General features: G+C 41.2%; 20 protein-coding genes. 12 read left to right on the forward strand and 8 right to left on the reverse strand.

Annotation, left to right across the window (positions count from 1 at the left end; genetic code table 11):
- Window positions 1-8 precede the first annotated feature (8 nt).
- Both M9189_RS00655 and M9189_RS00660 read right to left on the reverse strand, forming a co-directional pair.
- The gene (locus M9189_RS00655; protein ID WP_250723982.1) at window positions 9-584 is read right to left on the reverse strand and encodes a non-canonical purine NTP diphosphatase; all 576 of its coding nucleotides are present in this window, start codon (window positions 582-584) and stop codon (window positions 9-11) included.
- A 144-nt stretch (window positions 585-728) separates the two neighbouring features.
- Window positions 729-1,562 (reverse strand): universal stress protein, encoded by an 834-nt coding sequence (locus M9189_RS00660; protein ID WP_250723983.1) that lies wholly within the window; start codon window positions 1,560-1,562, stop codon window positions 729-731.
- Window positions 1,563-1,806: 244 nt separating this feature from the next.
- Between M9189_RS00660 and M9189_RS00665 the strand changes: the two genes are divergently transcribed.
- Window positions 1,807-2,613 (forward strand): adenylate/guanylate cyclase domain-containing protein, encoded by an 807-nt coding sequence (locus M9189_RS00665; protein WP_250723984.1) that lies wholly within the window; start codon window positions 1,807-1,809, stop codon window positions 2,611-2,613.
- Between the two features lie 210 nt (window positions 2,614-2,823).
- Here the strand turns inward: M9189_RS00665 and M9189_RS00670 are convergent, their stop codons facing one another.
- A complete protein-coding gene (locus M9189_RS00670; RefSeq protein WP_250722148.1) occupies window positions 2,824-4,209 on the reverse strand; it encodes an IS1380 family transposase in 1,386 nt (461 codons plus the stop codon).
- Window positions 4,210-4,364: 155 nt separating this feature from the next.
- Here M9189_RS00670 and M9189_RS00675 point away from each other — a divergent pair, with 155 nt between their 5' ends.
- The 10 genes from M9189_RS00675 (at window position 4,365) to atpG (ending at window position 12,481) form a co-directional block, all read left to right on the forward strand.
- Window positions 4,365-4,976: an HD domain-containing protein gene (locus M9189_RS00675; RefSeq protein WP_250723985.1), complete on the forward strand. Its 612-nt coding sequence runs from the start codon at window positions 4,365-4,367 to the stop codon at window positions 4,974-4,976.
- An 80-nt stretch (window positions 4,977-5,056) separates the two neighbouring features.
- Window positions 5,057-6,271 (forward strand): IS4 family transposase, encoded by a 1,215-nt coding sequence (locus M9189_RS00680; RefSeq protein ID WP_250723328.1) that lies wholly within the window; start codon window positions 5,057-5,059, stop codon window positions 6,269-6,271.
- Window positions 6,272-6,595: 324 nt separating this feature from the next.
- Window positions 6,596-6,976 (forward strand): bactofilin family protein, encoded by a 381-nt coding sequence (locus M9189_RS00685; RefSeq protein WP_250723986.1) that lies wholly within the window; start codon window positions 6,596-6,598, stop codon window positions 6,974-6,976.
- Between the two features lie 216 nt (window positions 6,977-7,192).
- Window positions 7,193-7,603 carry a hypothetical protein gene (locus M9189_RS00690; protein WP_250723987.1) on the forward strand — a complete coding sequence of 137 codons (411 nt, stop codon included), beginning with the start codon at window positions 7,193-7,195 and terminating at the stop codon, window positions 7,601-7,603.
- The gene (gene atpB / locus M9189_RS00695) at window positions 7,578-8,702 is read left to right on the forward strand and encodes a F0F1 ATP synthase subunit A (RefSeq protein ID WP_250723988.1); all 1,125 of its coding nucleotides are present in this window, start codon (window positions 7,578-7,580) and stop codon (window positions 8,700-8,702) included. Before M9189_RS00690 ends, atpB begins: the two co-directional genes overlap by 26 nt.
- 20 nt (window positions 8,703-8,722) lie before the next feature.
- Window positions 8,723-8,932, forward strand: a complete 210-nt coding sequence (gene atpE, locus M9189_RS00700; RefSeq protein ID WP_250723989.1) for an ATP synthase F0 subunit C — start codon at window positions 8,723-8,725, stop codon at window positions 8,930-8,932.
- A 12-nt stretch (window positions 8,933-8,944) separates the two neighbouring features.
- Entirely contained in the window at window positions 8,945-9,439 is a 495-nt protein-coding gene (gene atpF / locus M9189_RS00705; RefSeq protein ID WP_250723990.1) for a F0F1 ATP synthase subunit B, read from the forward strand.
- A 9-nt stretch (window positions 9,440-9,448) separates the two neighbouring features.
- Window positions 9,449-9,991: an ATP synthase F1 subunit delta gene (gene atpH / locus M9189_RS00710; protein ID WP_250723991.1), complete on the forward strand. Its 543-nt coding sequence runs from the start codon at window positions 9,449-9,451 to the stop codon at window positions 9,989-9,991.
- Window positions 9,992-10,001: 10 nt separating this feature from the next.
- A complete protein-coding gene (gene atpA / locus M9189_RS00715) occupies window positions 10,002-11,582 on the forward strand; it encodes a F0F1 ATP synthase subunit alpha (RefSeq protein ID WP_250723992.1) in 1,581 nt (526 codons plus the stop codon).
- Between the two features lie 17 nt (window positions 11,583-11,599).
- A complete protein-coding gene (atpG, locus tag M9189_RS00720; protein WP_250723993.1) occupies window positions 11,600-12,481 on the forward strand; it encodes an ATP synthase F1 subunit gamma in 882 nt (293 codons plus the stop codon).
- Here atpG and M9189_RS00725 read toward each other — a convergent pair.
- Window positions 12,478-13,443 (reverse strand): hypothetical protein, encoded by a 966-nt coding sequence (locus M9189_RS00725; protein WP_250723994.1) that lies wholly within the window; start codon window positions 13,441-13,443, stop codon window positions 12,478-12,480. The two genes, atpG and M9189_RS00725, sit on opposite strands and share 4 nt — an antisense overlap.
- A 208-nt stretch (window positions 13,444-13,651) precedes the next feature.
- Between M9189_RS00725 and M9189_RS00730 the strand changes: the two genes are divergently transcribed.
- Window positions 13,652-15,310 (forward strand): SulP family inorganic anion transporter, encoded by a 1,659-nt coding sequence (locus M9189_RS00730; protein ID WP_250723995.1) that lies wholly within the window; start codon window positions 13,652-13,654, stop codon window positions 15,308-15,310.
- 73 nt (window positions 15,311-15,383) lie between these two features.
- Here the strand turns inward: M9189_RS00730 and M9189_RS00735 are convergent, their stop codons facing one another.
- The 4 genes from M9189_RS00735 to M9189_RS00750 form a co-directional block, all read right to left on the reverse strand.
- Window positions 15,384-16,988 (reverse strand): hypothetical protein, encoded by a 1,605-nt coding sequence (locus M9189_RS00735; protein WP_250723996.1) that lies wholly within the window; start codon window positions 16,986-16,988, stop codon window positions 15,384-15,386.
- Window positions 16,989-17,115: 127 nt separating this feature from the next.
- The gene (locus M9189_RS00740; RefSeq protein ID WP_250723997.1) at window positions 17,116-18,261 is read right to left on the reverse strand and encodes a DUF4249 domain-containing protein; all 1,146 of its coding nucleotides are present in this window, start codon (window positions 18,259-18,261) and stop codon (window positions 17,116-17,118) included.
- A 2-nt stretch (window positions 18,262-18,263) separates the two neighbouring features.
- Entirely contained in the window at window positions 18,264-21,023 is a 2,760-nt protein-coding gene (locus M9189_RS00745; protein WP_250723998.1) for a TonB-dependent receptor, read from the reverse strand.
- A complete protein-coding gene (locus tag M9189_RS00750; protein WP_250723999.1) occupies window positions 21,020-21,775 on the reverse strand; it encodes a hypothetical protein in 756 nt (251 codons plus the stop codon). The genes M9189_RS00745 and M9189_RS00750 overlap by 4 nt, the downstream gene beginning before the upstream one ends.
- Between the last annotated feature and the right edge of the window lie 91 nt (window positions 21,776-21,866).

Here is a 21,866-nt window from a genome sequence, read left to right on the forward strand (position 1 = left end):
TATTGCCTTTATACCTTGTCGAGGAATCTTACTAACTCGTCTGTGGCCCGTTTTCGATGGCTGATACTGTTTTTCATTTCCGCATCCATTTCGGCAAAGCTCAGTTGGTAACCCTCCGGCACAAAGATTGGGTCGTATCCGAAGCCGCTATTACCTTTTGCTTCAACAGAGATCGTGCCATTGACAGTACCTTCAAACAGGTACTCCTTCCCATCTAGAATAAGAGCAATCACAGTGCGGAACCTGGCTTTGCGGTTATTCTCACCATTTAGTTCGCACAGCACACGAGCCACATTTTCCCGGCTATCCTTGTTTTCACCTGCATAACGGGCTGAATAAACTCCCGGTGCACCATTCAGAGCGTCGATTTCAAGACCTGTGTCATCAGCAAAACAACTAATCCCAAAGCGTGAATACAGATAGCGGGCTTTTATCAGCGCATTTTCCTCAAGGGTACTGCCCGTCTCTTCCACGTCGTCGTAACAGTTGAGGTCGGCCGGCGTGACAAGCTCGAATCGGGATGGCAGAATCTGCCTTAGTTCATTGACTTTGTGTGTATTGTTGGTTGCGAACAGTATCTTCATCGTTGAGGTTTTGTATAGCCTTGCCAAGAGCCGGAAGGCTTTTGAAATATAAGTTTTTATCGCGAAAATATGAAAAAGCTAAGTCAATATAAAAAAAGAGGCTGACCCACCAGGGTCAGCCTCACTAACAGGAGGGAATTATTTCTATAAATAACCGTAACCGTACTTCATAAGGTCGGTACGTGGATTAATTACCATTACGGGAATACGTGCGCTATTTGCAATAATGTATTGTTCTTGTGCACCAAGTACATAATCGTGGAATGCGATATCCCTGGTTGTCATGATAAAGATTATATCAGCATCTCTTTCTTTGGCAAACTCGATGGTCTCCTGACTGAAGGGTGCGGAATTTTTAGAGAGGACCAGTTCATAGTCAATTCTCTTTTCTTCCATGAACGTTTTGCAGAACACCAGATTTGCTTTGGTTCTTGGGTCAAGCACACCTTCCTTGGATGTAGCTGAGAACAGCAGAATCTTGGCTGGGAAATACTTGGCCATCAGCTGAACATATTTCAACTTCTCCTTGTTTTCAGTCTTAAAATCGACCGGGAAGACAAACTTAAGAGGTTCATTTTTGGATTTTGGCGGGTCCTGAACGACGAGGAAGGGAACCTTTGAACCGACAATAACCTTCAAGGCCCAACTGCCGGTAATTTTTTGCATTCCCTTAATCCCGTGAGTTCCCATTACTATCATAGTTGCATCAACGTCATGGGCAACCTGATTGATTGTCTTAAAGATAGTACCGGTTCTAACAATACCGGACGGTCTCACATTGTGCAACTCATTGATCTTTTGGATCTCAACTTCAAGTTGCTGCTCCATCTCCTTTATTTCGGAGGCTTTCTTGACTATGTGCAATAGGGCTATGCCGGTATTGAAGTTCTTAGCCAGGTAAACAGCGTGGGCAACAGCATTCATTGCGACCTCTGTGAAATCGTATGCAACTATGATGCTATTTTTTAGGGAGTCCATAATAAATCAGTGATTCGGGTTTCTGTTATCAAATATAAATTTTTTGAGCAAACAAACACACTTTAAACGTCATAAAATATTAAAGCATAAACAAAACTAATATAGTTTTGTAAAATATTGCTAATTTCTTAGAAGAAAATAGGAATTAGAAAGATATTATGAAACTAGTAAATGGTTTTAAATTATAATTTTATAACATACTTTTTTCTGTTGATAATACGTTTTACCTCTTAACTGAGAAGATTTGACCGGAGTATTGAATACATACCTGACTGCTTCCGTAGTTGCTACCTGGATACATGGAAGTATCCGATTTCCGGGTATAGGTGCAGTGATTATAGCAGTATTGGTACTGTTGATTGTGGCAGTTTATGTTAGGTATCTTTTTTACAGGAAGGTTGAAGAATTGGTAAACCTTAGGGTAGAGAGAGCGCTAAGAGTAAAGGAAAAGGCAAGTAAGATAATGTCGGGAATGGACCCGGTGCCTGTTGAGAATGAAAATGGGGAGAGAAAGGTCAAATCGATAAAATACAAAAGTGTAACAGTATTATTTGCGGATATTCAAGGATTCACAAAGATTGTGGAGCACCTGAATCCGGAGATTCTTATTGATGAACTAGACCAGTTTTTCTTCAAGTTTGACTCTATAGTAGAAAGCTACGGTATAGAGAAGATAAAGACCATCGGTGATGCTTATATGGCAGCAGGAGGTATCCCTGAAATGAGTAGGGTACACCCTATTAAGATGATACTTGTGGCAATGGAGATACACAGGTATATGTTTGAGCTGAGGGCTGCCAAGGAAGACAAGCATCAGGACTACTGGGAGCTCAGGATTGGTATTCATACCGGTCCCGTGATTGCAGGAAGGGTTGGACGAAACAAAACCTCCCTTGATATTTGGGGTGATACTGTCAATATTGCTTCAAGAATGGAATCTTCAGGGGTTCCGGGTGAGATTAATATTACAGGTGCGACATATCTCCTTGTTAAAGACTTTTTTATTTGTGAATACAGGGGTAAGATGCCAATTAAGTATAACCTAAATTGAGCGATTCGTAATTTCACCTGCCCCCGTCGTCTCACTTGATTTCAAAAAAACGGAAATTTTCTCAGAGGTAGGCTTCTTTCGTGTACTTTTTCAACGAAAATTCAGTTCTGTTTTTCACTCAAACCGAACTTTATCGCATTTTCTATGGGTCTGGACATAAGTCTCCCATTACCACTACGGGTTTACAATCCTGAGGTATGTTGTTCTGCCTTATGCAAACTGAATTTTCGGCGGTGACTGACACCGTTCCCATAACTCTTCAATATTTATCGTTTCATAAATTACTCTGGTGACATTCAGGACAATACTCCTTGCCCTTGAGGTTATCTTGACAGCAAAATCAATAAGCTTTCTTCTGAATGTATTAGGATATACGGTTACCGGAATAACCTCTGCGGTAACATCTTGTTTGTATGCTTCGAAAATAAAGTGTGTAACTACCAGCATAAAATAATAGGCTCTGTTCATTCCAAAGGATTTAAAAGGAAGTTGTTCTCTGGTAGCAAGCTCTTTAATGCTACGATGTATCAACTCGTCGGCTCCTCTTTGGTGTGATTTTCGTATGATGGTATCAGCTTTAAACCACTCATCTCCACCGGATGCCCGAAGCCTTTTGTCAGCGACAGGACAGTTCCCGATATTGGTATAGATGACGCTGTCAGGCTTACCAAATTCCATTACGTACTGCCCGGTATCATCCCGGTGCAATCTGGTAAAAAAGCAACGACGAAACTTGGACCAGGATTTCAACTTGCTGGCAAATTCCGCAAATTGCCAGACTGCTTTATTTTTAGTGATTTTGCCCAAAGTGTCAATGGGTAAAGCCTTTACATATTCAGTAACATCATTGTACAATTTTCCTGTTGTAATGTAATGTATATTAAGCTCTTGCTCGAATATCTCGTACGCTTTCTGATCCGCAAACCCACTATCGGCGCACACCACAATAGGGACTTCTTTGGAGTATCTCTTGCGTATCAGATTTACTATAGAGCGTACCCTGTCGGTGTAATCTGATCCATGATTGGAATGAGCACTTCCTTTTCTAAAGGTCACGTCTATCAGAAACGAGCCCCAGCATATATGAAGTGGCTGAAACCCTTTCTTACGCTTGTAAGTGACCTCGCAACCTTCGCGTTTCGCAGCATCGTCATTATCCAAAACCATGGTGTCAATGCCCAGTTCTATAACTTTGGGTTTGGATATGTGAAGCCTCCAGATAAACAGTTCATTAAGTATCTTATTGAATACCGAGTTTGAAATAACGGACAGCTTCCCAAAAAAACGTTTGACCTGGTGAGAAGAGGCCAATTGGTCGGTCTTGCATTCAAGCAAACATGCATATCCTTCATCCTTTTTACTTTGATCAAAACTGCTTATGGCCATATTTGTGCCATCTATAAAAAATGCAACAATCTGTTTTACAAACTGTTGAAGCTGCAAGCCTTTGCTGTTTCCAGTAAGCAGAGAAGAAACATTACGCGATATTAGCCCATATAAGCCAATTTGCTCAGTGTAGCGAAGAAATAAAGGGAGCCCTCCACGACCAGAAATTTTATTGGTTGTAATGCCGATTTTTGTTATCTTCGTACTCATAAAAGATAGTCTTGTGCACCTAAATGGTGAAGTGTTGTTTTTTTATTTTAATACCTCTAAAATACACATTATCAAGGTTATAAGCAAGCTATCTTTTATTTTTTTTTGTATAAATCGCTCAATATAGGTATAAGGGAGAAATAGACATGTATTTTGTGAGGGGAATTGTTCCGGAGTTGTCTGTAGACGGTGATATGAGAACCCCTAATTCTCGTTTCCGTTTCAAGATGCAGCATATTAGGTTTAGTGACCTTGAGGAGGCGGTACTTGACAGGTTTGAGAAAGAACTCCCCAAGCAGATATATTATCACAATTTCAAGCATACGATAGATGTAGTAACACAGACTGAGATAATTGCCCGGGGCGAAGGAGTAGGTGAGGAAGATCAACTTTTGTTGAAGACAGCTGCGTTATTGCATGATATCGGTTTTATCCTGTCTTACGAGGATCATGAGACTCATTCAATAGAACTAGCACGTGAAATACTGCCTCATTTTGATTATTCAGATGAGCAGATAGAGAAAATAGCAGAACTTATTGGAGTGACCCGTCCTAATGCAAAACCGGTTAATAAGCTTCAGGAGATATTAAAGGATGCAGATCTTGATTACCTCGGACGATCAGATTTTATTCAGCTGTCTGACAGTTTGTATCGCGAGTTGATAGAGCAGAAAGGGGAGATGAGTGAACTGGACTGGAACAAGAAGCAATGTGATTTTTTGAAAACACACATTTACTATCACTGTTGTCCGATAAAAACTTTTTAGAAAAAGTACGCGGGCAAATTTGAGTTTTGCCCGTCGTACTAATAATTGTAGCTTTGTATTCATCACAAAACAAGTCTACAATGAACAAAAGTACTTATTTTTTTGGACAATCGGTATTCGGACAGCTCATATCTATGGTAGATACAAGGATTATCGCCCGAAACAGCAAACGGTACAAGGCCGATCATTACGTGAAACGTTTCACGGCTAAGGATCACCTTATAAGCATGTTGTTTTGCGTCTTCGCCAAATGCTCCTCCCTGCGCGAGGTGGCGGGTGCAATGCTCGGTCTTTCAGGCAAGACCAGGCATTTCCAGCTCGGCCACATACCCTACCGGAGCACCTTGTCGGACGCCAACAAGCGCAGGAGCGTTGATTTCTTCTCGGGCGTGTACCACGACCTGCTTCGCGAGTACCAACACGTGATCTCGGACACCCGCTTTAAAGATGTGTTGAACAAGCAGGTCGAGATCTTCGACAGCACGGTTATCAGTTTGTTCCAGGACATCTTGAAGTGCGTCGGCAGAACACCCTCGAACGGTAAACGCAAAGGGGGGATCAAGGTGCACACCGTTATCAATGTCGACGAGCCCGTTCCCAAGATGATATGGTTCTCATCCGCTGCCACGAACGATCACCTGCTGTTGAGGAAACTGGAACCGGATGACAACACTATTTACGTCTTCGACAAGGGATACAACGATTATAAAGCCTTCAAGCTGTTTTGTGAAAAGGGAGCCGGATTCGTTACCCGCATCAAGGAGAACGCCGTTTACAAGGTGGAGCAAGAACTTTACATCGATGAATGCATCCACAGCGGCGTGCTGGAAGACACTATCATCGAGGTGACCGTGAAGGAAGATGATGGCGGGAGCAAGCTGAAGTTGCGCAAGGTGGTGTTCTACGACAGGGTGTTGAAAAGGAAGTTCGAGTTCCTCACCAACCTGTTCGAGATGCGGCCCGACATGATAGCGGCCTTGTATAAAACAAGATGGCAAATAGAGCTGTTATTCAAGCAGTTAAAATCAAACTTCCCCCTGAAGTACTTCCTCGGGGATAACGAGAACGCGATAAAAATACAGGTATATTGCGCTTTGATCGTGAACCTCTTGCTCACGGTTATACAGAAGCGGTTGAAACGGCCTTGGGCATTCTCCAACCTGGTGTCATTTTGCAGGATACACCTGTTTAATTACCTGCACTTGATAAAATTTTTAGAAAACCCGGAACGAGATTGGCAACGAGATGACCAGGATTTAGAGATGCTTACCCTTTTCAGGGGGGCTTACTTTTGAAAATAGAAAAATTATAAAAAGAAACGACTGATAATAAGCCGGTTAAAAGTAACGAAGAATCAAAATCGGTTTTTATCGGACGGCAATGATTTACTATACTGAAACTGCACGGAAAATGCGTCAGACCAACAAGGAGAAGCAGCTTGAGAAGTTAAAGCTGTTGTCAGGAGATGCATCCGAAAAGTGATGAGGAATTTTTGATATATTTTATTACATTTGTTGAGATAAGCCTGAAACGAGATTGCCCCAAACCTACTTGTAAGGCTCCAAGCCTAAGTCTGAAGCATTAAATTGATTATTTACAAATCTTTAATTCGGAATACGATGAAGAACCTGGAAATTGAAAGCAAACTTCCAAACATGATTGGTCCGGGAACCAAAATTGTAGGTAATATTGAAACAAACGGGGACATTAGAATTGACGGAAATATTGAAGGCAATATAATCTCCAAAGGGAAGGTTGTAATTGGTAACAATGGTGTTGTAAAAGGAGAGATTGTTTGCAGCAACGCAGAGGTTTCCGGCAGCGTAAACGGAAAGATGAATGTGAGTGAGCTACTTTCGCTCAAGGTCACTTCCAAAGTAAATGGCGACATCAAGTCAGGTAAGCTTTCTATTGAACCTGGAGCCTTGTTCAGCGGAACATGTAGCATGGGGCATAACTCTTTATCACATACCCAGGGAGCAGGTGATGCAAAGAAATAAGTGTCCTAGGACACCAGATGTAATGAAAGCCGGGTTAAACCGGCTTTTTTACGGGCTTGTGTTTTTGTATTTATTTGAATATCTTTTATTTGCAAGTGCGGATCAAAAACAGACGGGTCGGTACGTATAGGTGTCAGTTGGGAGACGAAAATCAACGTATGCAAATATTTTAATCTATAAACAATAGCTTAATCAATTCATTACTTGTAACTTGAAATGACGAAAATTTTAATCAAAGAACTGATTCTGGGAATATTCGTATTAGCATTAGGTCTTTTTGGTTTCAGTTATTTTGAGACAGGTGTATTTAAAAAGTGGGTTATATTTTCCTTTTTAATCACAGGGTTTATGATGTTTTCAACTCTGATCACTGATTTGACAAGGATGATTAAGCCAACTTTAATTGGATTGGTGCTTATCAGTTCAACTTTTATTTTTCAGATTATTCTGGTAATTATTTTATTTATTTTTCTTGAACCTGATAACATAAAGCACCGTATAACTGTTAAAACTGGTCTGCCGGTTTACCTGATTATGCTGGCGGTGGATTTGTATTGGAAGATTAAGTGGGTTTTTCTCCCGAAAGAGCGAAAGCGTTTGAATGTCAACAGATATGATCTATTCTGATAATTGTCTTACAGTTACTATAAGGAAGGTGCTTCACAGGCTCTTTCTTTTTTTGTGTTTTTTGGTTATTCCTTTTTCACTTTCTGCTTCTGATGAGCTTAGCGGCCAAGAGGGTTTTGATGCAACTGAGATGATTATGCATCACATTGGCGATAGTTATGAGTATAGTATTTTATCATTTACAAACGGAAGGGGTGAGAAGGTCAAGGTTTCACTTCCACTACCTGTGATTATTTGGCATGAAGGGCATCTTAAAATCTTCTCATCAGCTGATTTTAAGGGAGGAGAGGAGCTTGTTCCAATAGGTGATGCCTATCTTAAATTGTACCATGAAAAGGTTTATCTTACTGATGCCTCCGGGGAGATAAGGTACAATGAGAATAAAGAGGTAATCAATGCAACACCCTTGAACTTTTCGATAACAAAGAACGTAGCCAGCATGATTTTGTCATGCGGACTTATATTGTTGATTTTCATACCTGCGGCCAGGCGTTATTCAAGAAAAGGTGCTTATGTTGCACCAGGGGGCACTCAGACCATAGTTGAGCCCTTAGTACTATTCCTTATGGATGATATTGTAAAGGCCCAGATTGATGAGAAAAAAGCCGAAAAATTCAGCCCATACCTCCTTACTATTTTTGTGTTTATACTGATGAATAACCTGCTAGGGTTGGTACCCTTCTTTCCGGGAGGAGCCAATCTTTCAGGTAATATAGCATTTACGCTTACACTTGCAGTATTTACTTTTCTGGCTGTCAACCTTTTTGGTAGCAAGCATTACTGGAAAGATATTTTCACGGTCCCGGGTACCCCTTTTTTAATTAAAATATTGCTGGTCCCAATAGAGATTGTGGGTATGTTTACAAAACCCTTTGCCTTGATGCTGCGACTTTTTGCGAATATCACTGCAGGTCACATAATAGTACTCAGTTTGGTATCGATAATATTCGTTATGAAGACTGTGTTTGTGTCGCCGGTTTCGGTGGGGCTATCAGTTTTTATTTATTCACTTGAACTTTTAGTTGCCTTTTTACAGGCATATATATTCACTTTGTTATCAGCTCTGTATATTGGGCTGGCAGTAAACGAACATCATTAAATAATAATAAACTAACGATTATGGAACATTTTAGCTTAGCTGCAATTGGCTTGGGTCTTATAGTATTAGGTATCGGTATGGGTATTGGTAAGATTGGACAAGGTGCAATGGAAGCCATGGCACGTCAACCTGAGATTTCATCCAAGATTCAGACAGCGATGATTATTGTTGCTGCATTGATTGAAGGTGCTGGTTTGTTTGCGCTTGTACTTACCTGGTTGCTAGGTTAATAAAGCTCTGCTATGGGTATATTAAGTCCTGATCCGGGTTTAGTCTTTTGGACGACTCTGAGTTTCATTACTCTGCTGCTTATCATGCGCCGTTATGCATGGAAGCCCATTCTTCATGCCTTGAAGCTGAGGGAGGAGCGAATCACTATGGCTTTGCGGGATGCTGAGACAGCCAGGGAGGAAGTTCAAAAGATGGAAGAAACCCGTAAGCAGATAATGGAGAAGGCCCGACTTGAGAGGGACAGCCTGATTCAGGAAGCCAGAGCCATTAAGGACGAGATAGTCAATGAGGCAAGGCTGACTGCACAGAAAGAGGCTGAGAAGATCATGTTAAAGGCCAGAGAGCAGATTGACAGGGAACGCAAGGAAACTTTGGCTGAGATCCGCAGTCAGGTTGGTCTGTTGTCACTTGAGATAGCAGGTAAGATACTGAAGGAAGAGATGGCTACTGCAGAAAAACAGCAGCAGGTCCTTGAAAAGTACATCAAGAATGTTGAACTTAACTGATAACGTTGTATGAATGCCGCTCTGGTATCGGTGCGTTACGCCAGTGCTTTGTTCAAGGCAGGAGAGAAGGATGGAAGTCTGCTCGAAACTCTTGACAGGGATTGTAGGCTATTGCTTGATAGCTTGAAACAGTCTAAAGAGCTGGAGAGTTTTCTTGCTAGTCCGGTAGTCAAACCACAGGCCAAGAAAGATATTCTTAACAAGGCCTTTGGTGGAAAACTGCATGACTATACCCTGCGGTTTCTCGAACTGCTGATAAATAACAACCGTGCATCAATTCTTAAGTACACCCTTATGGACTTCACAGATATGTTTCGAAGTTTCAGGGGTATTAAGAAAGTAAAAGTCATTACGGCCATTGAACTGACGGATACCTTGAGGACTGAATTGCTGAATATTCTTGAGAAGCAGTACAGGTGTAATGTTGAACTTGAATGTAAGGTCGAGCCTGACATTATTGGCGGAATGATACTGATTGTGGACGGAAGGCAGGCAGACGGTAGTGTAAGCGGGCAATTAAGAGCCCTGAAAAAGCAATTGATGATAAATTAGAAAAAGTGTAATGGAACAAATAAGACCTTCAGAAGTTTCTGAACTATTGCGGCAGCAGATCGAATCTTTTCAGACTGCCACTCAATTGGAGGAAGTTGGTACCGTACTTGAGGTAGGTGATGGTATAGCCCGTGTATATGGACTTACTAATGTCCGTTCCAACGAATTGGTTGAGTTTGACAAGTGTATGGGGGTAGTTCTAAACCTTGAACAAGACAACGTCGGTGTTGTATTGTTTGGTCCTTCCCACCTTGTCAGAGAGGGTGATACTGTAAAGAGAACAGGTCGTATCGCATCAATACGTGTTGGAGAAGGACTTTCCGGACGTGTTGTGAATACACTTGGGGAACCGCTTGACGGTAAGGGTCCGATTAGTGGAGATCTGTATGAGATGCCTCTTGAGAGAAAGGCTCCTGAAGTTATTTTCCGTCAGCCTGTAAATGAGCCACTTCAGACAGGTGTCAAGGCAATAGATGCAATGACTCCAATAGGAAGGGGACAGCGTGAGCTTATAATTGGAGACAGGCAGACAGGTAAGACAGCGATTGCCATTGACACTATCATCAATCAGCGTACATTCTTCGACAAAGGAGAACCAGTATATTGTATTTATGTAGCTATTGGTCAGAAGGGTAGTACTGTCGCCAATCTTGTAAAGACACTTGAGCAACATGGGGCAATGGATTACACAACGGTAGTAATGGCAACAGCATCAGACCCTGCAGCTATGCAATTTTATGCCCCCTTTGCTGGTTGTGCAATTGGTGAATTTTTTAGGGATACAGGCCGACATGCACTAATTATCTATGATGACCTGTCAAAGCAGGCAGTATCATACCGTGAAGTTTCGCTTTTGCTTCGCCGTCCGCCTGGACGTGAAGCTTTCCCGGGCGATATATTCTATCTTCACTCCAGGTTACTTGAGCGTTCAGCCAAGATTAACAATTCAGATGAGATTGCACGTAAGATGAATGACCTTCCTGCATCCATCAAGTCTTTGGTGAAGGGAGGGGGATCGCTTACTGCATTACCAATAATTGAAACACAGGCTGGCGACGTATCTGCATATATTCCAACAAACGTGATATCCATCACCGATGGACAGATATTCCTTGAATCAGGTCTGTTTAATGCCGGTATTCGTCCTGCTATTAATGTTGGTATTTCAGTATCGCGGGTAGGTGGTAATGCCCAGATTAAGTCAATGAAGAAGGTTGCTGGTACCTTGAAACTTGATCAGGCTCAATACCGTGAACTAGAGGCATTCTCTAAGTTTGGTTCAGATATGGATGCTGCAACCCTTGCAGTGCTGGACAAGGGCCGTAAGAATGTGGAACTGCTTAAACAGCCACAGTATAAACCTCTGCCGGTTGAAGAACAGGTTGCGCTGATCTACTGTGGTACAAAGGGCTTGCTTAGGGATATCCCGGTTGAAAAAGTAGCTGAATTTGAAAAGGAATTCGTTGAACACCTTAAACTTGCACACAAGGATGTATTGGCTGAAATTGCCAAAGGTGTATTTAATGAAGAGATCGAAGAAAAACTGAGAACTGTAGCAGGAGACATATGTTTAAGATTCGCCAATGAATAGGCGTTTTAATACATAGTATGGCAAGCTTAAAAGACATAAAGACCAGGATTTCGTCAGTTAAGACTACGCGGCAGGTAACAAGTGCCATGAAGATGGTATCTGCTGCAAGGCTTAAAAAGGCGCAGGACGATATATACCATATTCGTCCTTTTACAAGTCGTCTGGCAGGAATAATCCATGACCTTATGCCTTCCGTTGACGAATACGACAGGTGGTTTATGAGTCCTGGTAAGGGCGACAAGGTACTGGTTATAGCTATCGCATCCAACAGAGGATTGTGTGGAGCTTTTAACCAGAACATTGTTAGAGAGGTGTCTACTCTGCTGAGTACTACCTTAAAGGAAGATTCTGCAAAGGGTAATATACATTTAGTTGTGCTTGGAAAACAGGCTGAAAAGATGTTTACTTCACGTAGAATCCATGTTGATGAGTATAGACATAATCTTGTTAACAGCTCTCTATATGCGCCAATATCGGAATTTGCTGCAGAGGTAATTGATGGGTATAATAAAGGTCAATACAAACAGGTTGTGGTAGTTTACAATGAGTTTGTAAATGCTGCTTTGCAAAATGTACGTACCTCTCAGTTTCTGCCAATGGTAATGCCTACGCAGACAGCAAAGTCAAGGCTTCAGGATTATATCTTTGAACCGGATACTGCTACTATTGTAAAGAATCTGATTCCCCGTATGCTTCAGGCAATGCTTTATCAGGTTGTGCTTGAGTCTATAGCTTCAGAGCACGGAGCAAGGATGACCTCTATGCATAAAGCAACGGATAATGCCACAGAACTGATTCGTGAGTTAGAGCTTAGTTATAATAAGGCACGTCAAGCCTCGATAACCAACCAGATTGTTGAAATCACAGGTGGTGCAGAGGCTTTAAGAGGCGGCAGTTAATTGCGTCCAAATAGGCTTATGTGCCTTCTTGGCTTTTGTCCAAAATACCAGGTAAGATCAAAGAATGGGTACAGCTGAGGATTTGAGTTCCCCAGATTTCCGAATGATACTATGTATCCCGGAGACACTGTGATATTATTGGTTAGTCTATAGTTGAGAGCTGCATGATGTTCGATGACATCAGAGATACTGTTTTCACCGGTCAGAAATCTGAATCCCCCTTCAACAATCATATCCTCAGTAAGCTGAGCATCAGCCCTGATCCGGGCTATTATCAGAAGACCATCTCCTATCAGAGCAGTACTACGGGCCCCAAGTATATGTTCATCAATCGGTTTTACATTATGTCCGCTTAGCGTTGAACTATAATCCAGAGCCAGGCCTGCTGTAATAATGAGGAAGGGTTGGCCAGGAACACAGCTCAGCTTGTTTCCTACAGGTTTACTGACTATTAATTCGTTTCTGATAGCAATAACCTGGGAGACTGAAATTGTAGTGTCTATTACCGAACTAAATCCTCTTTTCTGAGCCCAGGTTAAGCCATTGGATGGGAAGTAAACACCATGTCTGGTAGCCCACCATAGTTGCTTACCCGTGTGCCATCTATGCTTTACAAGGATGTTGGGCACAAAATAAAAAGCACCAAGCATAGACTGAATTTCTGTCTTGTGGTGTATTCCCAGACGAGATGGAGTAGTAATAGAGATATTCCCAGTTCGGTTAATTGCTGTGTAAGCAGTCTCGGATGACCATAGATGATCATCTCTTTGAGTATCCGAACCTCTACCCATAGGCTGAACAGCATTAAATGCATTTTGCTCTCCCGCATCGCGCTGCCTTTTTTCGAGATCCCTTGTAGCCCGATCAGCCGAACTTCTCTTACGGAAGATGGAAAATTGAGCCTCAACCTGTACAGGCAGTACAAGCAGGACAATCAAAGTAAACCCCGCTATCCTTTTCATAGTATTTCAGATTGACTGTTAGTAACTAGGAAGGGGTAATTCAGACGGCTTGGGTGGACTCGTCAGGATGTATAACGCATAAAGGTTAACCTTAATTGCTTGATAGCGAAAAAAAAGACCTGTTTATCGTTAAAATTCTTGAAATTGAAAGAGTAACGCTCAATTTGGCTTATGTTTGCATGTTTTTTCAAATTGAAACACACGCTTTATGGAACCATTATTCTACCCTAAACTTATTAGTACATTCAAGAAAGGCTATTCCCGGGATCAGTTTTACAAGGATTTGATGGCTGGAACCATCGTGGGAGTTGTAGCCCTCCCCCTGGCTATTGCCTTTGCAATAGCATCAGGAGTCAGCCCTGAAAAAGGACTTGTTACAGCAGTTATTGCAGGTTCTCTTATATCTCTGCTGGGGGGCAGCCGGGTTCAGATCGGCGGGCCAACAGGAGCCTTCGTTGTAATAGTGGCAGGTATCATCGCCAGTTACGGTATCGATGGCCTGATTATCTCAACGATTATGGCAGGCATCATAATGATAGCCTTTGGTCTGCTACGCCTTGGTGTTATTATCAGGTTCGTCCCCTACCCACTTACAGTCGGCTTTACTAGTGGTATTGCTTTGTTGATCTTTGTTTCCCAGATAAAGGATTTCTTTGGAATGAACACAGGGGAATTACCTGCAGAATTTATTTCAAAGATGTCTGTCCTTTTTTCTTCAATAGGAACATCAAATTGGCAGGCAGTAATTCTTGGAATTGTAAGCGTACTGCTTACAATATACTGGAAAAAGGTGTCTGCCAGAATTCCTGGTTCACTGATTGCACTGATTGTTGGTGCCCTGATTGTAACCATTGGTTTCCTTGATGTTGAGACTATTGGAAGCAAGTTTGGTGAAATACCAAATAAGATTAGCGTCCCTGAATTTCCAACATTAAGCTGGGATTTAATTTTAAAACATATAGCACCTGCCTTTACAATTGCAATGCTGGGATCAATCGAATCCCTGCTTTCGGCAATAGTAGCCGATGGTATGATAGGAGGACGTCACCGTAGCAATACCGAGTTGATAGCTCAGGGTATTGCCAATATTGGAAGCGGTATTTTTGGCGGTATTCCGGCAACGGGTGCGATTGCCCGTACCGCGACAAATGTCAAGAACGGTGGTAGAACCCCTGTTTCCGGTATGGTTCATGCAGTAGTTCTTCTGATTATTATGTTGTTTGCAGGAAAGTGGGCAAAACTGATACCTCTGTCAGTTCTTGCCGGTATCTTGATGGTAGTAGCCTACAATATGAGTGAATGGCGTTCTTTTGTATCAATATTGCGCGGTTCTCGATATGACGCTGCTGTATTGCTCAGTACCTTTGTTTTGACCGTTGTCGTTGACCTTACAGTGGCCATCCAGGTTGGTATGGTGCTAGCAGCACTGTTGTTTATGAAACGTATGTCGGATGTTAGTGAAGTCAAGACTTTGGTAGGTAATTTATCAGCAGAAGAGCATGATGACGTGAGCATGATCAACCTGCAGTTGCCGTCCGGATGTGCAGTATATGAGATTACTGGTCCAATGTTCTTTGGTGTTGCAAACAAGTTCAAGGAACTTACTCATGATATTCCAGACCGTTCTGAGGTTGTTATCATCCGTATGCGCAGGGTCTCCATGATCGATGCAACCGGATTGTACAACTTCAAGGAGTTACTGCATCACTTCCTGCATAAACACAAGAAGATTATTCTAACTGGCGTTAACCCTCATGTAGAGGAAGAGCTTTTAAGGTATGGTATTGTGGATCTTATAGGCAAAGAAAATATATTCTCTCTGTTTGATGATGCAGTTAAGATGTTGAAGGATAAGTATCAGGAGTAGTATATACAAATTTCTGAGACATAAAAAGGAGGCTGCCCAGCCTCCTTTTTATGTCGTAACTGCTAGAGTCTACCTACTTTACATACAAAAGATCAGGTAATACAAAGTAGTCCATTTCACCATTCCTTGTATAGCCAAAAATGCTGAGTGTGTATGAACCTGCATTCTGAGGCAAGGCTATTTTGACTGTTGCCTTTTCTCCCGCTGATCTTAATGTATCAAAGTATAGGTCAGAGGTGTATTGCGGTATACGGAAATTCACAAAACTTCTGCTTGCCGGGGCAGTATTTACCGGACAGAAGTTAATTCGAACAGAGTTTTTGTCCTTTTCTACAAGAGAAAACGAATTGTCGTTGGAGACTATATCCAGTATGCCTTCGTAGACCTCAGAACCAAAGAAAAAACGAGAAGCAACCACCTGTATGGATTTCAGTTTCTCTGTCGAAATTCCTGGTACCAGATGATTGGCCTGAAACAAAGGAACTCCGTCGAAAACAACCAGTGGTGTAGCATTTAGCGTACTATTTCCTTCTGTCTTGACCAAGATATTGACCTGAGATCTTCTTCCTCTCACAAAAGCTTCGAGCACTATCTCCCTGACAAATTCTTCCAGATTGGGTAAGTCAGTGTAAGTATTGATTTTATATTCATTATCCGGAAAGCCATAAAACCTCAAAAGTGGGCGCTCAGCACTGACCGCAGTATTTTTCATGTTGCCATAGGCATCATTCACCTGAAGATTGATCATTCGAGCCTCTATAATTGATTTCAATGATGGCTCGGGGAAGTAGTCTTCTTTTTCAAGTTCTTCAAATTCAGGGTAAAACTCATTCTCAAGTAATATTGAAAACTCATTCGTCGTATCCACCATACTAATTACCAGATCTTCTCTCTGGTATTCAATGGGCATTGTAGCCGTAAACCTTCCTAGCGAGTCGGTTTTACAACGTGTTATCCAGCTGATGGAGTCGACAAACGCCAGGTAAAGTATTTTATCAGCGACTGATACATTGCTATTGGTGGCCTTTATGCTACCGGTGACTATATCATGGGTGAACTCAGGCAAAAATGTAAGTCTGGAGATAGGTGAACCATTCTGATCATAGACATTGCGTTCTGGAAAGGACGGTGAAGTACGTTCATCTCCCAAATGCATAGCCACTATGTATTGTACACTGTCGGCAGTGTGCGATTCAATGTCAAGTATTATGGAGTCGCCCCTGTTGGCTTCCGTTGTACTTAGTTGAGCAGAGATTTTTAATCTTTCACTGGAACCAAAGTAAGGGGGGTGTTGCAAAACTGTTTGATGCTCATGGCGTGACAGAGTATCTGCCAGGGTAGCAATGTAAGGAACAAATGGATTTACGATTTTCAGCCTCTTTGTGAAAAACACAGAAGGTCCGAAATTCTTCATATAGTTGGTATAGGCCCTGATATAGTAAAGCCCGGTTGTGATATCACGGGGCAATTCGATAGAATTGATGGCTTCACCATCCTTAAATAATACCTTTTTTGAAGCAATTACTTTGTTGTCCTGATCATATAGTTCCACATACAGAATAGAGCTGAAAGCAATTGGAATTTGAAGGCCTGCATCCAATGTCACAGCAAAAAAGTTTATTGTCTCACCTGCCAGATAGAAGTCCTGATCGATTATTAACAATATACGTTCCTGCACCTGAAAGTCCTTTGTCCGGGTTAACGGGGTTAATCCGGACTCATCCTGACAATGTGCAGCAAAATGTGAAGTAAGTAAGCAAACAACCAGTAAATATTTAAGAGAATTCATTGTTTCAAAATTGACATTAATCAATCCAAAAATCAGGTTTTATGTTGGTTCCGGAAGCCCTGGAATCGAAGCATCGCTTTTTGGCAAGGTAAACGTGAACCCTGTTTCCTCCTGACCCTATTTCGAGCGCTTCTTTAAATATTACATAGCCCTTATTCATAAGTGAGTCTACTCTATGGTCCATCCTTACATTGTCCTTAAATTCCAGTCTTACAAAAACAAGTTCCAGATCACAATCCTCGAAACCGCTAACTGGCCGGTATTCCTCCGGTAGCTCACTTCTGTCGATAAAAATCCTTTTTTCAGATGCACCAGCGACAATAAAGTATCCTAATATTGGTAAATTTCTATCACTTACGCATTTAATATTGCCGGTAAGTGAATAAGGTATTGGATCGAAAAGAGATCCCTGATTTTGATTAAGAGACACCAGGTCCTTCAGATATTTAAAGGCTTTTTCGGAGTACGCGTATTGAGTAACCAAAATGGAGTAGCGCAGGTGTAGTTTATTTATGTCTTCGCCAATTTGTAAAAGCGGTTGTCTCTCAATAATATCAGCATGTCGATTGATAGTGCTGGCAATATAAAAGTTATAATTTGTAGAACTTGCATAACCTTCTCTACGGTCTGGATGATCAGAATCATCGATGGGGACTATATATTTCCATGTATCATAATAATCCCAACCATAGTATCTGGTTTTGTTGTTGGGGTCGTGTGTTGCTACCAATAACTGAATTGCGTCATTTTGCTTGTTTACTTTTATATGTTCCCAAAAGACACTGTCTATTTGAACAGGAGGGATAAGGGTTTCCATTTCCGACTCGAATACTTCATCTTCAATAATAATCTGCAGTTTATAGCTTTTCCCAGCGATTCCCGTGAACGAGCTGTCTGTTGTAACATATACACCTTTGTCGGTTTCTTTCAACACCTCTTCCAATCCTTCATTATCTATAATCTTAATTTGTGCACCACTGACAGGTTGCCCGACATTCTGTTCGTACCTATAACTTCTGGATAGTTTTACCATATAGGGACCGGGAAGATTTGTTAATTTCCCATCCACCACAAGAACATTCTCGTATTTGGAAATATCCGGACTGTATTCTTCGATACAAGAACTACACAGTAAGATGAGTATAATGATATATTTCCACATAACTAGAATTTGAAATTATAAGTGATATTGAATATTGGACGATTTATAATCGACATCTTATAGCCTCTTACCCCTCTGGAAGTAGTTTTGAAAAATACTGAATATGTATTACTGCGACCCAGTACATTATATACCCCCAGGGACCATGAGCTATGCGCAATCTTGTCCTTTCTCAGGTTTCCATCCAGATTTATTGCTACATCCCATCGCATATAGTAGGGAATCCGGTATTCGTTTCGATTGGAATAATGTATCAGTTGTTTTCCCTGATAATTGTACTTTGCAACAGGATATGTTATCGGACGACCGGAGCTGTATTTGAATGTATTGGCCAGGCTAAGACGTCTTGATAGTCTATAATCAGCTACCAGATTTATATCATGGGGCTTATCGTAATCAGCCGGATAGTATTCTCCATTGTTGATCTTTTCATCCGAGAATTCACCATCCACCTTAAGCAGAGATCGCGAATAGGTATAGGAGATCCACCCATTTAACATGCCACTCTTTTTCTTTAGGAGTAGTTCTATTCCATATGCTTTCCCCACACCCGAGATGATATCCACTTCCAGATCAGGGTTTAAAAGTAACTCGGCACCAGCTTTATAATCCAATGTATTTTTCATCCTTTTATAGTAAACCTCCACAGAAGCCTCAACTAAGTTGGTGAAAAGATTGTGATAATAACCTGCTGTAACCTGATCTCCAATAAGTGGTTTTATGTTTGCATCACTCATCTTCCAGATATCAGTAGGAGAGATAACTGTTGAATTTGTGAGCATATGTAGAAACTGATGTATCCGGTTATAGCTAAATTTCAGCGAACTGTTTTCTCCAAATCTGTACCGTGTGGAGATTCTAAGTTCGGGACCTCCGTAGGTTTTAATAATCCTGCCTGAAGGATACATAGTAGAATCAACCCTGCTTTCCACTGTACGGGATACATTGGGCTGGTATTCATATACCTTAGTCGGGCCCATAGCAAAAAACATGGCATACCTTAAGCCTGCTGAAACAGAGAGCTTGTTATTAATCTCAAAATCGTCGTTGAGGAATACTCCTGCTTCAATACCATGTTCATCTGGTAATTTTACGGGCATTATATCCGATTTCTCATCATAGGGAGTGAAACTGCCCGGAGCTATCTTGTATTTTATGGCTTCAAAACCAGAATTTATAGTGTGCTTTGCATTTGGAAGATAGAATAGCGAAGTTTTGACAGATTGATAGTCAATATCATAATCAAGATTAAATCCCAGTGCTGGATCTTCGTTACTTGAAATGCCATATTTGTAGTTGGAGTATATTGCTGATATATTGCCGTACAACTTCGGGTTAAACAATCGTTTGTAGAATAAGCGAGCACTTCTGTTCTCATAGCTATAGGTGGTGTCAGAACCAAGCTGGAAGTTATCTAGTGATTGATAGTAGGTAATACTCAGGGAGTTGGTCCGGTTGATGTCATATGATACTTTAGCGCTGATATCATGGAAGTTGGCACTGCTGTTTTTAAACTGCGTGCGGCCGAGCTCCCTAAGTACCCAGTCGGAGTAAGTTGCTCGACCTCCCACAATATAGGAAAGCTTATCTTTAATAATAGGTCCTTCAACGGTTAACTTTCCTGTTATAGGGCTGATACCTCCACTTATCACATGTTTTTTTAAATTACCCTGTTTAGCACTAATGTCAAGAATTGACGAGATTCTGCCTCCAAAGCGAGCTGGGATTCCGCTCTTATAGAGTTCGAAATCTTTTACGGTTTCAGGATTGAAAACAGAGAAGAATCCAAACAGGTGAGAGCTGTTAAAAATAGGCATTTCATCAAGCAATACAAGGTTCTGATCGGCACTACCACCCCGAACATTGAAACCGGATGAACCCTCTGCCACAGTCTGAACGCCGGGGAGCAATGTTACTGATTTTATAATATCAACTTCTCCCATAAAGGCAGGAAGATGTTTAATTTCTTCCATATTTAGCTTCAGCGAACCAGTTTTAAGATTGTGGACATTGCTTTCTGACTCTGCTGTTATAACAATCTCTTTGAGAGAATAAGGGCTGTCTTCCATGTCAATATTGAGGACTCCATTATCATATAGCAATACGGATTGGTTGATGTCTTTCTTACCCAGATACTTGAATAGCAATTCATAACTGCCCTTAGGTAGGGTAATAGAGTAATTTCCGTTGATATCAGAGACTGTTCCCGTATTTAAACTCTGAACAAATAACTGACCTCCAATTATTGCTTCCCCATTATTTGCATCACGTATTACCCCTGAGAGGGTGAACTGCCCTCCCTTGGATCTTTTGGGATCTCCAAATCTCAGTACTCCCTGAGTCTGTTTTTTTGTACCTGGGTCAACAAATGCATATCTGACTTCTTTTTCGACTTCGGTGGTATTTGTGATGTCTTGTAGTTCCTCCTTCGTAGCTAAAAAGAAGTTCTCCGGAAGAGTAGCATGAATAGGGTAATTATTTGTGATCAGGATGTTTGGTCCATCAAAAAAGTAATTCAGATATGTGTCATTGAAGGTGTCGTACAATAACTGTTTGAGCGTGATCGGTATACTTTGTTGCTTTACAACTATGGTATCAACCCAGGCTTCCATAAAAAAGAAACGCAGATTTTCCTTTTGCTCCAGTTTGGAAACAAACTCGGTGAAAGGCATTGAATTGAAATCTGCTTCAATCTGTATTTCTCCGATTTGAGCATAAGCAAAGAGGGGGAATAGACAAAGAATAAGTAAAAGCTGTTTCATTTCAACTGCCTTTCGTAATATTCGAGCACTTTATTGATCGAAGAATTGTTTCCTAGCTCCAGTGTTACACGGTTTTCTCTCATAAGTTTTTTTACCGGGCGCTTTTTTTCAGCAAACTGCTTCATTAACTGCCACTTGTTTTTTATTCGAACAACTTTTCCATCATTCAGCAGGTACATGCTTTTTAGATCGTCGAACTTGTCAGGAGCAGTGAAATCAAATGATTTGGTCTTTTCCCAGCGAATAAGAAATTTTGATTCACCGTCGTATACCACCTCATAATAACCATCTTTTAGCTTAATACCGGACTTGGTTTTAAGGTCCCGGAAGTACCTGAATACTGAGTTATAGATTGCAAACTCAGATACAAAATTCTCATCGAGGGCAATGTTATTAATATCAAAGTTGTCGGAGTAATATCGGTATACGAGTTTGTCATTAAGGATGTCGTACAGAAGGGCATCGGCTTCATAGACCTGGTTTTTGAAAATCAAGGTCCCGGCTACAGGACGGTGATCATAGAAATAGGGGTGATGAACATTATTGCCATGGTACGTCTGCATCCTGCCCACTACAAAGGGCCGGTCGATTTCAATATGCTTGTTGATTGTATCTTGTAGTGATTCTTTATAGTTGCGGACAAGTAAGTGTTTCTCTTCCAGTGATATACTTTGGCTGTATCCCTTAACCCAAAAAGTCAATAATAATGCAAATATTTGCAGTCCTTTATTCAGGAGATTGCCTTGGAACATAGTATGGATATTCTATTTCGAATTTCTCTTCCATGATGTAGAGACAAACATAATTATACACTAAAATAGAAATTTTTTTGGTTTGAGGTTT

The organism is Xiashengella succiniciproducens, from assembly GCF_023674465.1.
Classification (GTDB): Bacteria; Bacteroidota; Bacteroidia; order Bacteroidales; family Marinilabiliaceae; genus Geofilum; species Geofilum succiniciproducens.

Excerpts from the sequence above, each read along its gene's own strand:
- M9189_RS00655 (WP_250723982.1), bottom strand. The coding sequence starts at position 584 with ATGAAGATACTGTTCGCAACCAACAATACACACAAAGTCAATGAACTA.
- M9189_RS00660 (WP_250723983.1), bottom strand. The coding sequence starts at position 1,562 with ATGGACTCCCTAAAAAATAGCATCATAGTTGCATACGATTTCACAGAG.
- M9189_RS00670 (WP_250722148.1), bottom strand. The coding sequence starts at position 4,209 with ATGAGTACGAAGATAACAAAAATCGGCATTACAACCAATAAAATTTCT.
- M9189_RS00680 (WP_250723328.1), top strand. The coding sequence starts at position 5,057 with ATGAACAAAAGTACTTATTTTTTTGGACAATCGGTATTCGGACAGCTC.
- M9189_RS00685 (WP_250723986.1), top strand. The coding sequence starts at position 6,596 with ATGAAGAACCTGGAAATTGAAAGCAAACTTCCAAACATGATTGGTCCG.
- M9189_RS00690 (WP_250723987.1), top strand. The coding sequence starts at position 7,193 with ATGACGAAAATTTTAATCAAAGAACTGATTCTGGGAATATTCGTATTA.
- atpB (WP_250723988.1), top strand. The coding sequence starts at position 7,578 with ATGTCAACAGATATGATCTATTCTGATAATTGTCTTACAGTTACTATA.
- atpE (WP_250723989.1), top strand. The coding sequence starts at position 8,723 with ATGGAACATTTTAGCTTAGCTGCAATTGGCTTGGGTCTTATAGTATTA.
- atpF (WP_250723990.1), top strand. The coding sequence starts at position 8,945 with ATGGGTATATTAAGTCCTGATCCGGGTTTAGTCTTTTGGACGACTCTG.
- atpH (WP_250723991.1), top strand. The coding sequence starts at position 9,449 with ATGAATGCCGCTCTGGTATCGGTGCGTTACGCCAGTGCTTTGTTCAAG.
- atpA (WP_250723992.1), top strand. The coding sequence starts at position 10,002 with ATGGAACAAATAAGACCTTCAGAAGTTTCTGAACTATTGCGGCAGCAG.
- atpG (WP_250723993.1), top strand. The coding sequence starts at position 11,600 with ATGGCAAGCTTAAAAGACATAAAGACCAGGATTTCGTCAGTTAAGACT.
- M9189_RS00725 (WP_250723994.1), bottom strand. The coding sequence starts at position 13,443 with ATGAAAAGGATAGCGGGGTTTACTTTGATTGTCCTGCTTGTACTGCCT.
- M9189_RS00730 (WP_250723995.1), top strand. The coding sequence starts at position 13,652 with ATGGAACCATTATTCTACCCTAAACTTATTAGTACATTCAAGAAAGGC.
- M9189_RS00740 (WP_250723997.1), bottom strand. The coding sequence starts at position 18,261 with ATGTGGAAATATATCATTATACTCATCTTACTGTGTAGTTCTTGTATC.
- M9189_RS00745 (WP_250723998.1), bottom strand. The coding sequence starts at position 21,023 with ATGAAACAGCTTTTACTTATTCTTTGTCTATTCCCCCTCTTTGCTTAT.
- M9189_RS00750 (WP_250723999.1), bottom strand. The coding sequence starts at position 21,775 with ATGTTCCAAGGCAATCTCCTGAATAAAGGACTGCAAATATTTGCATTA.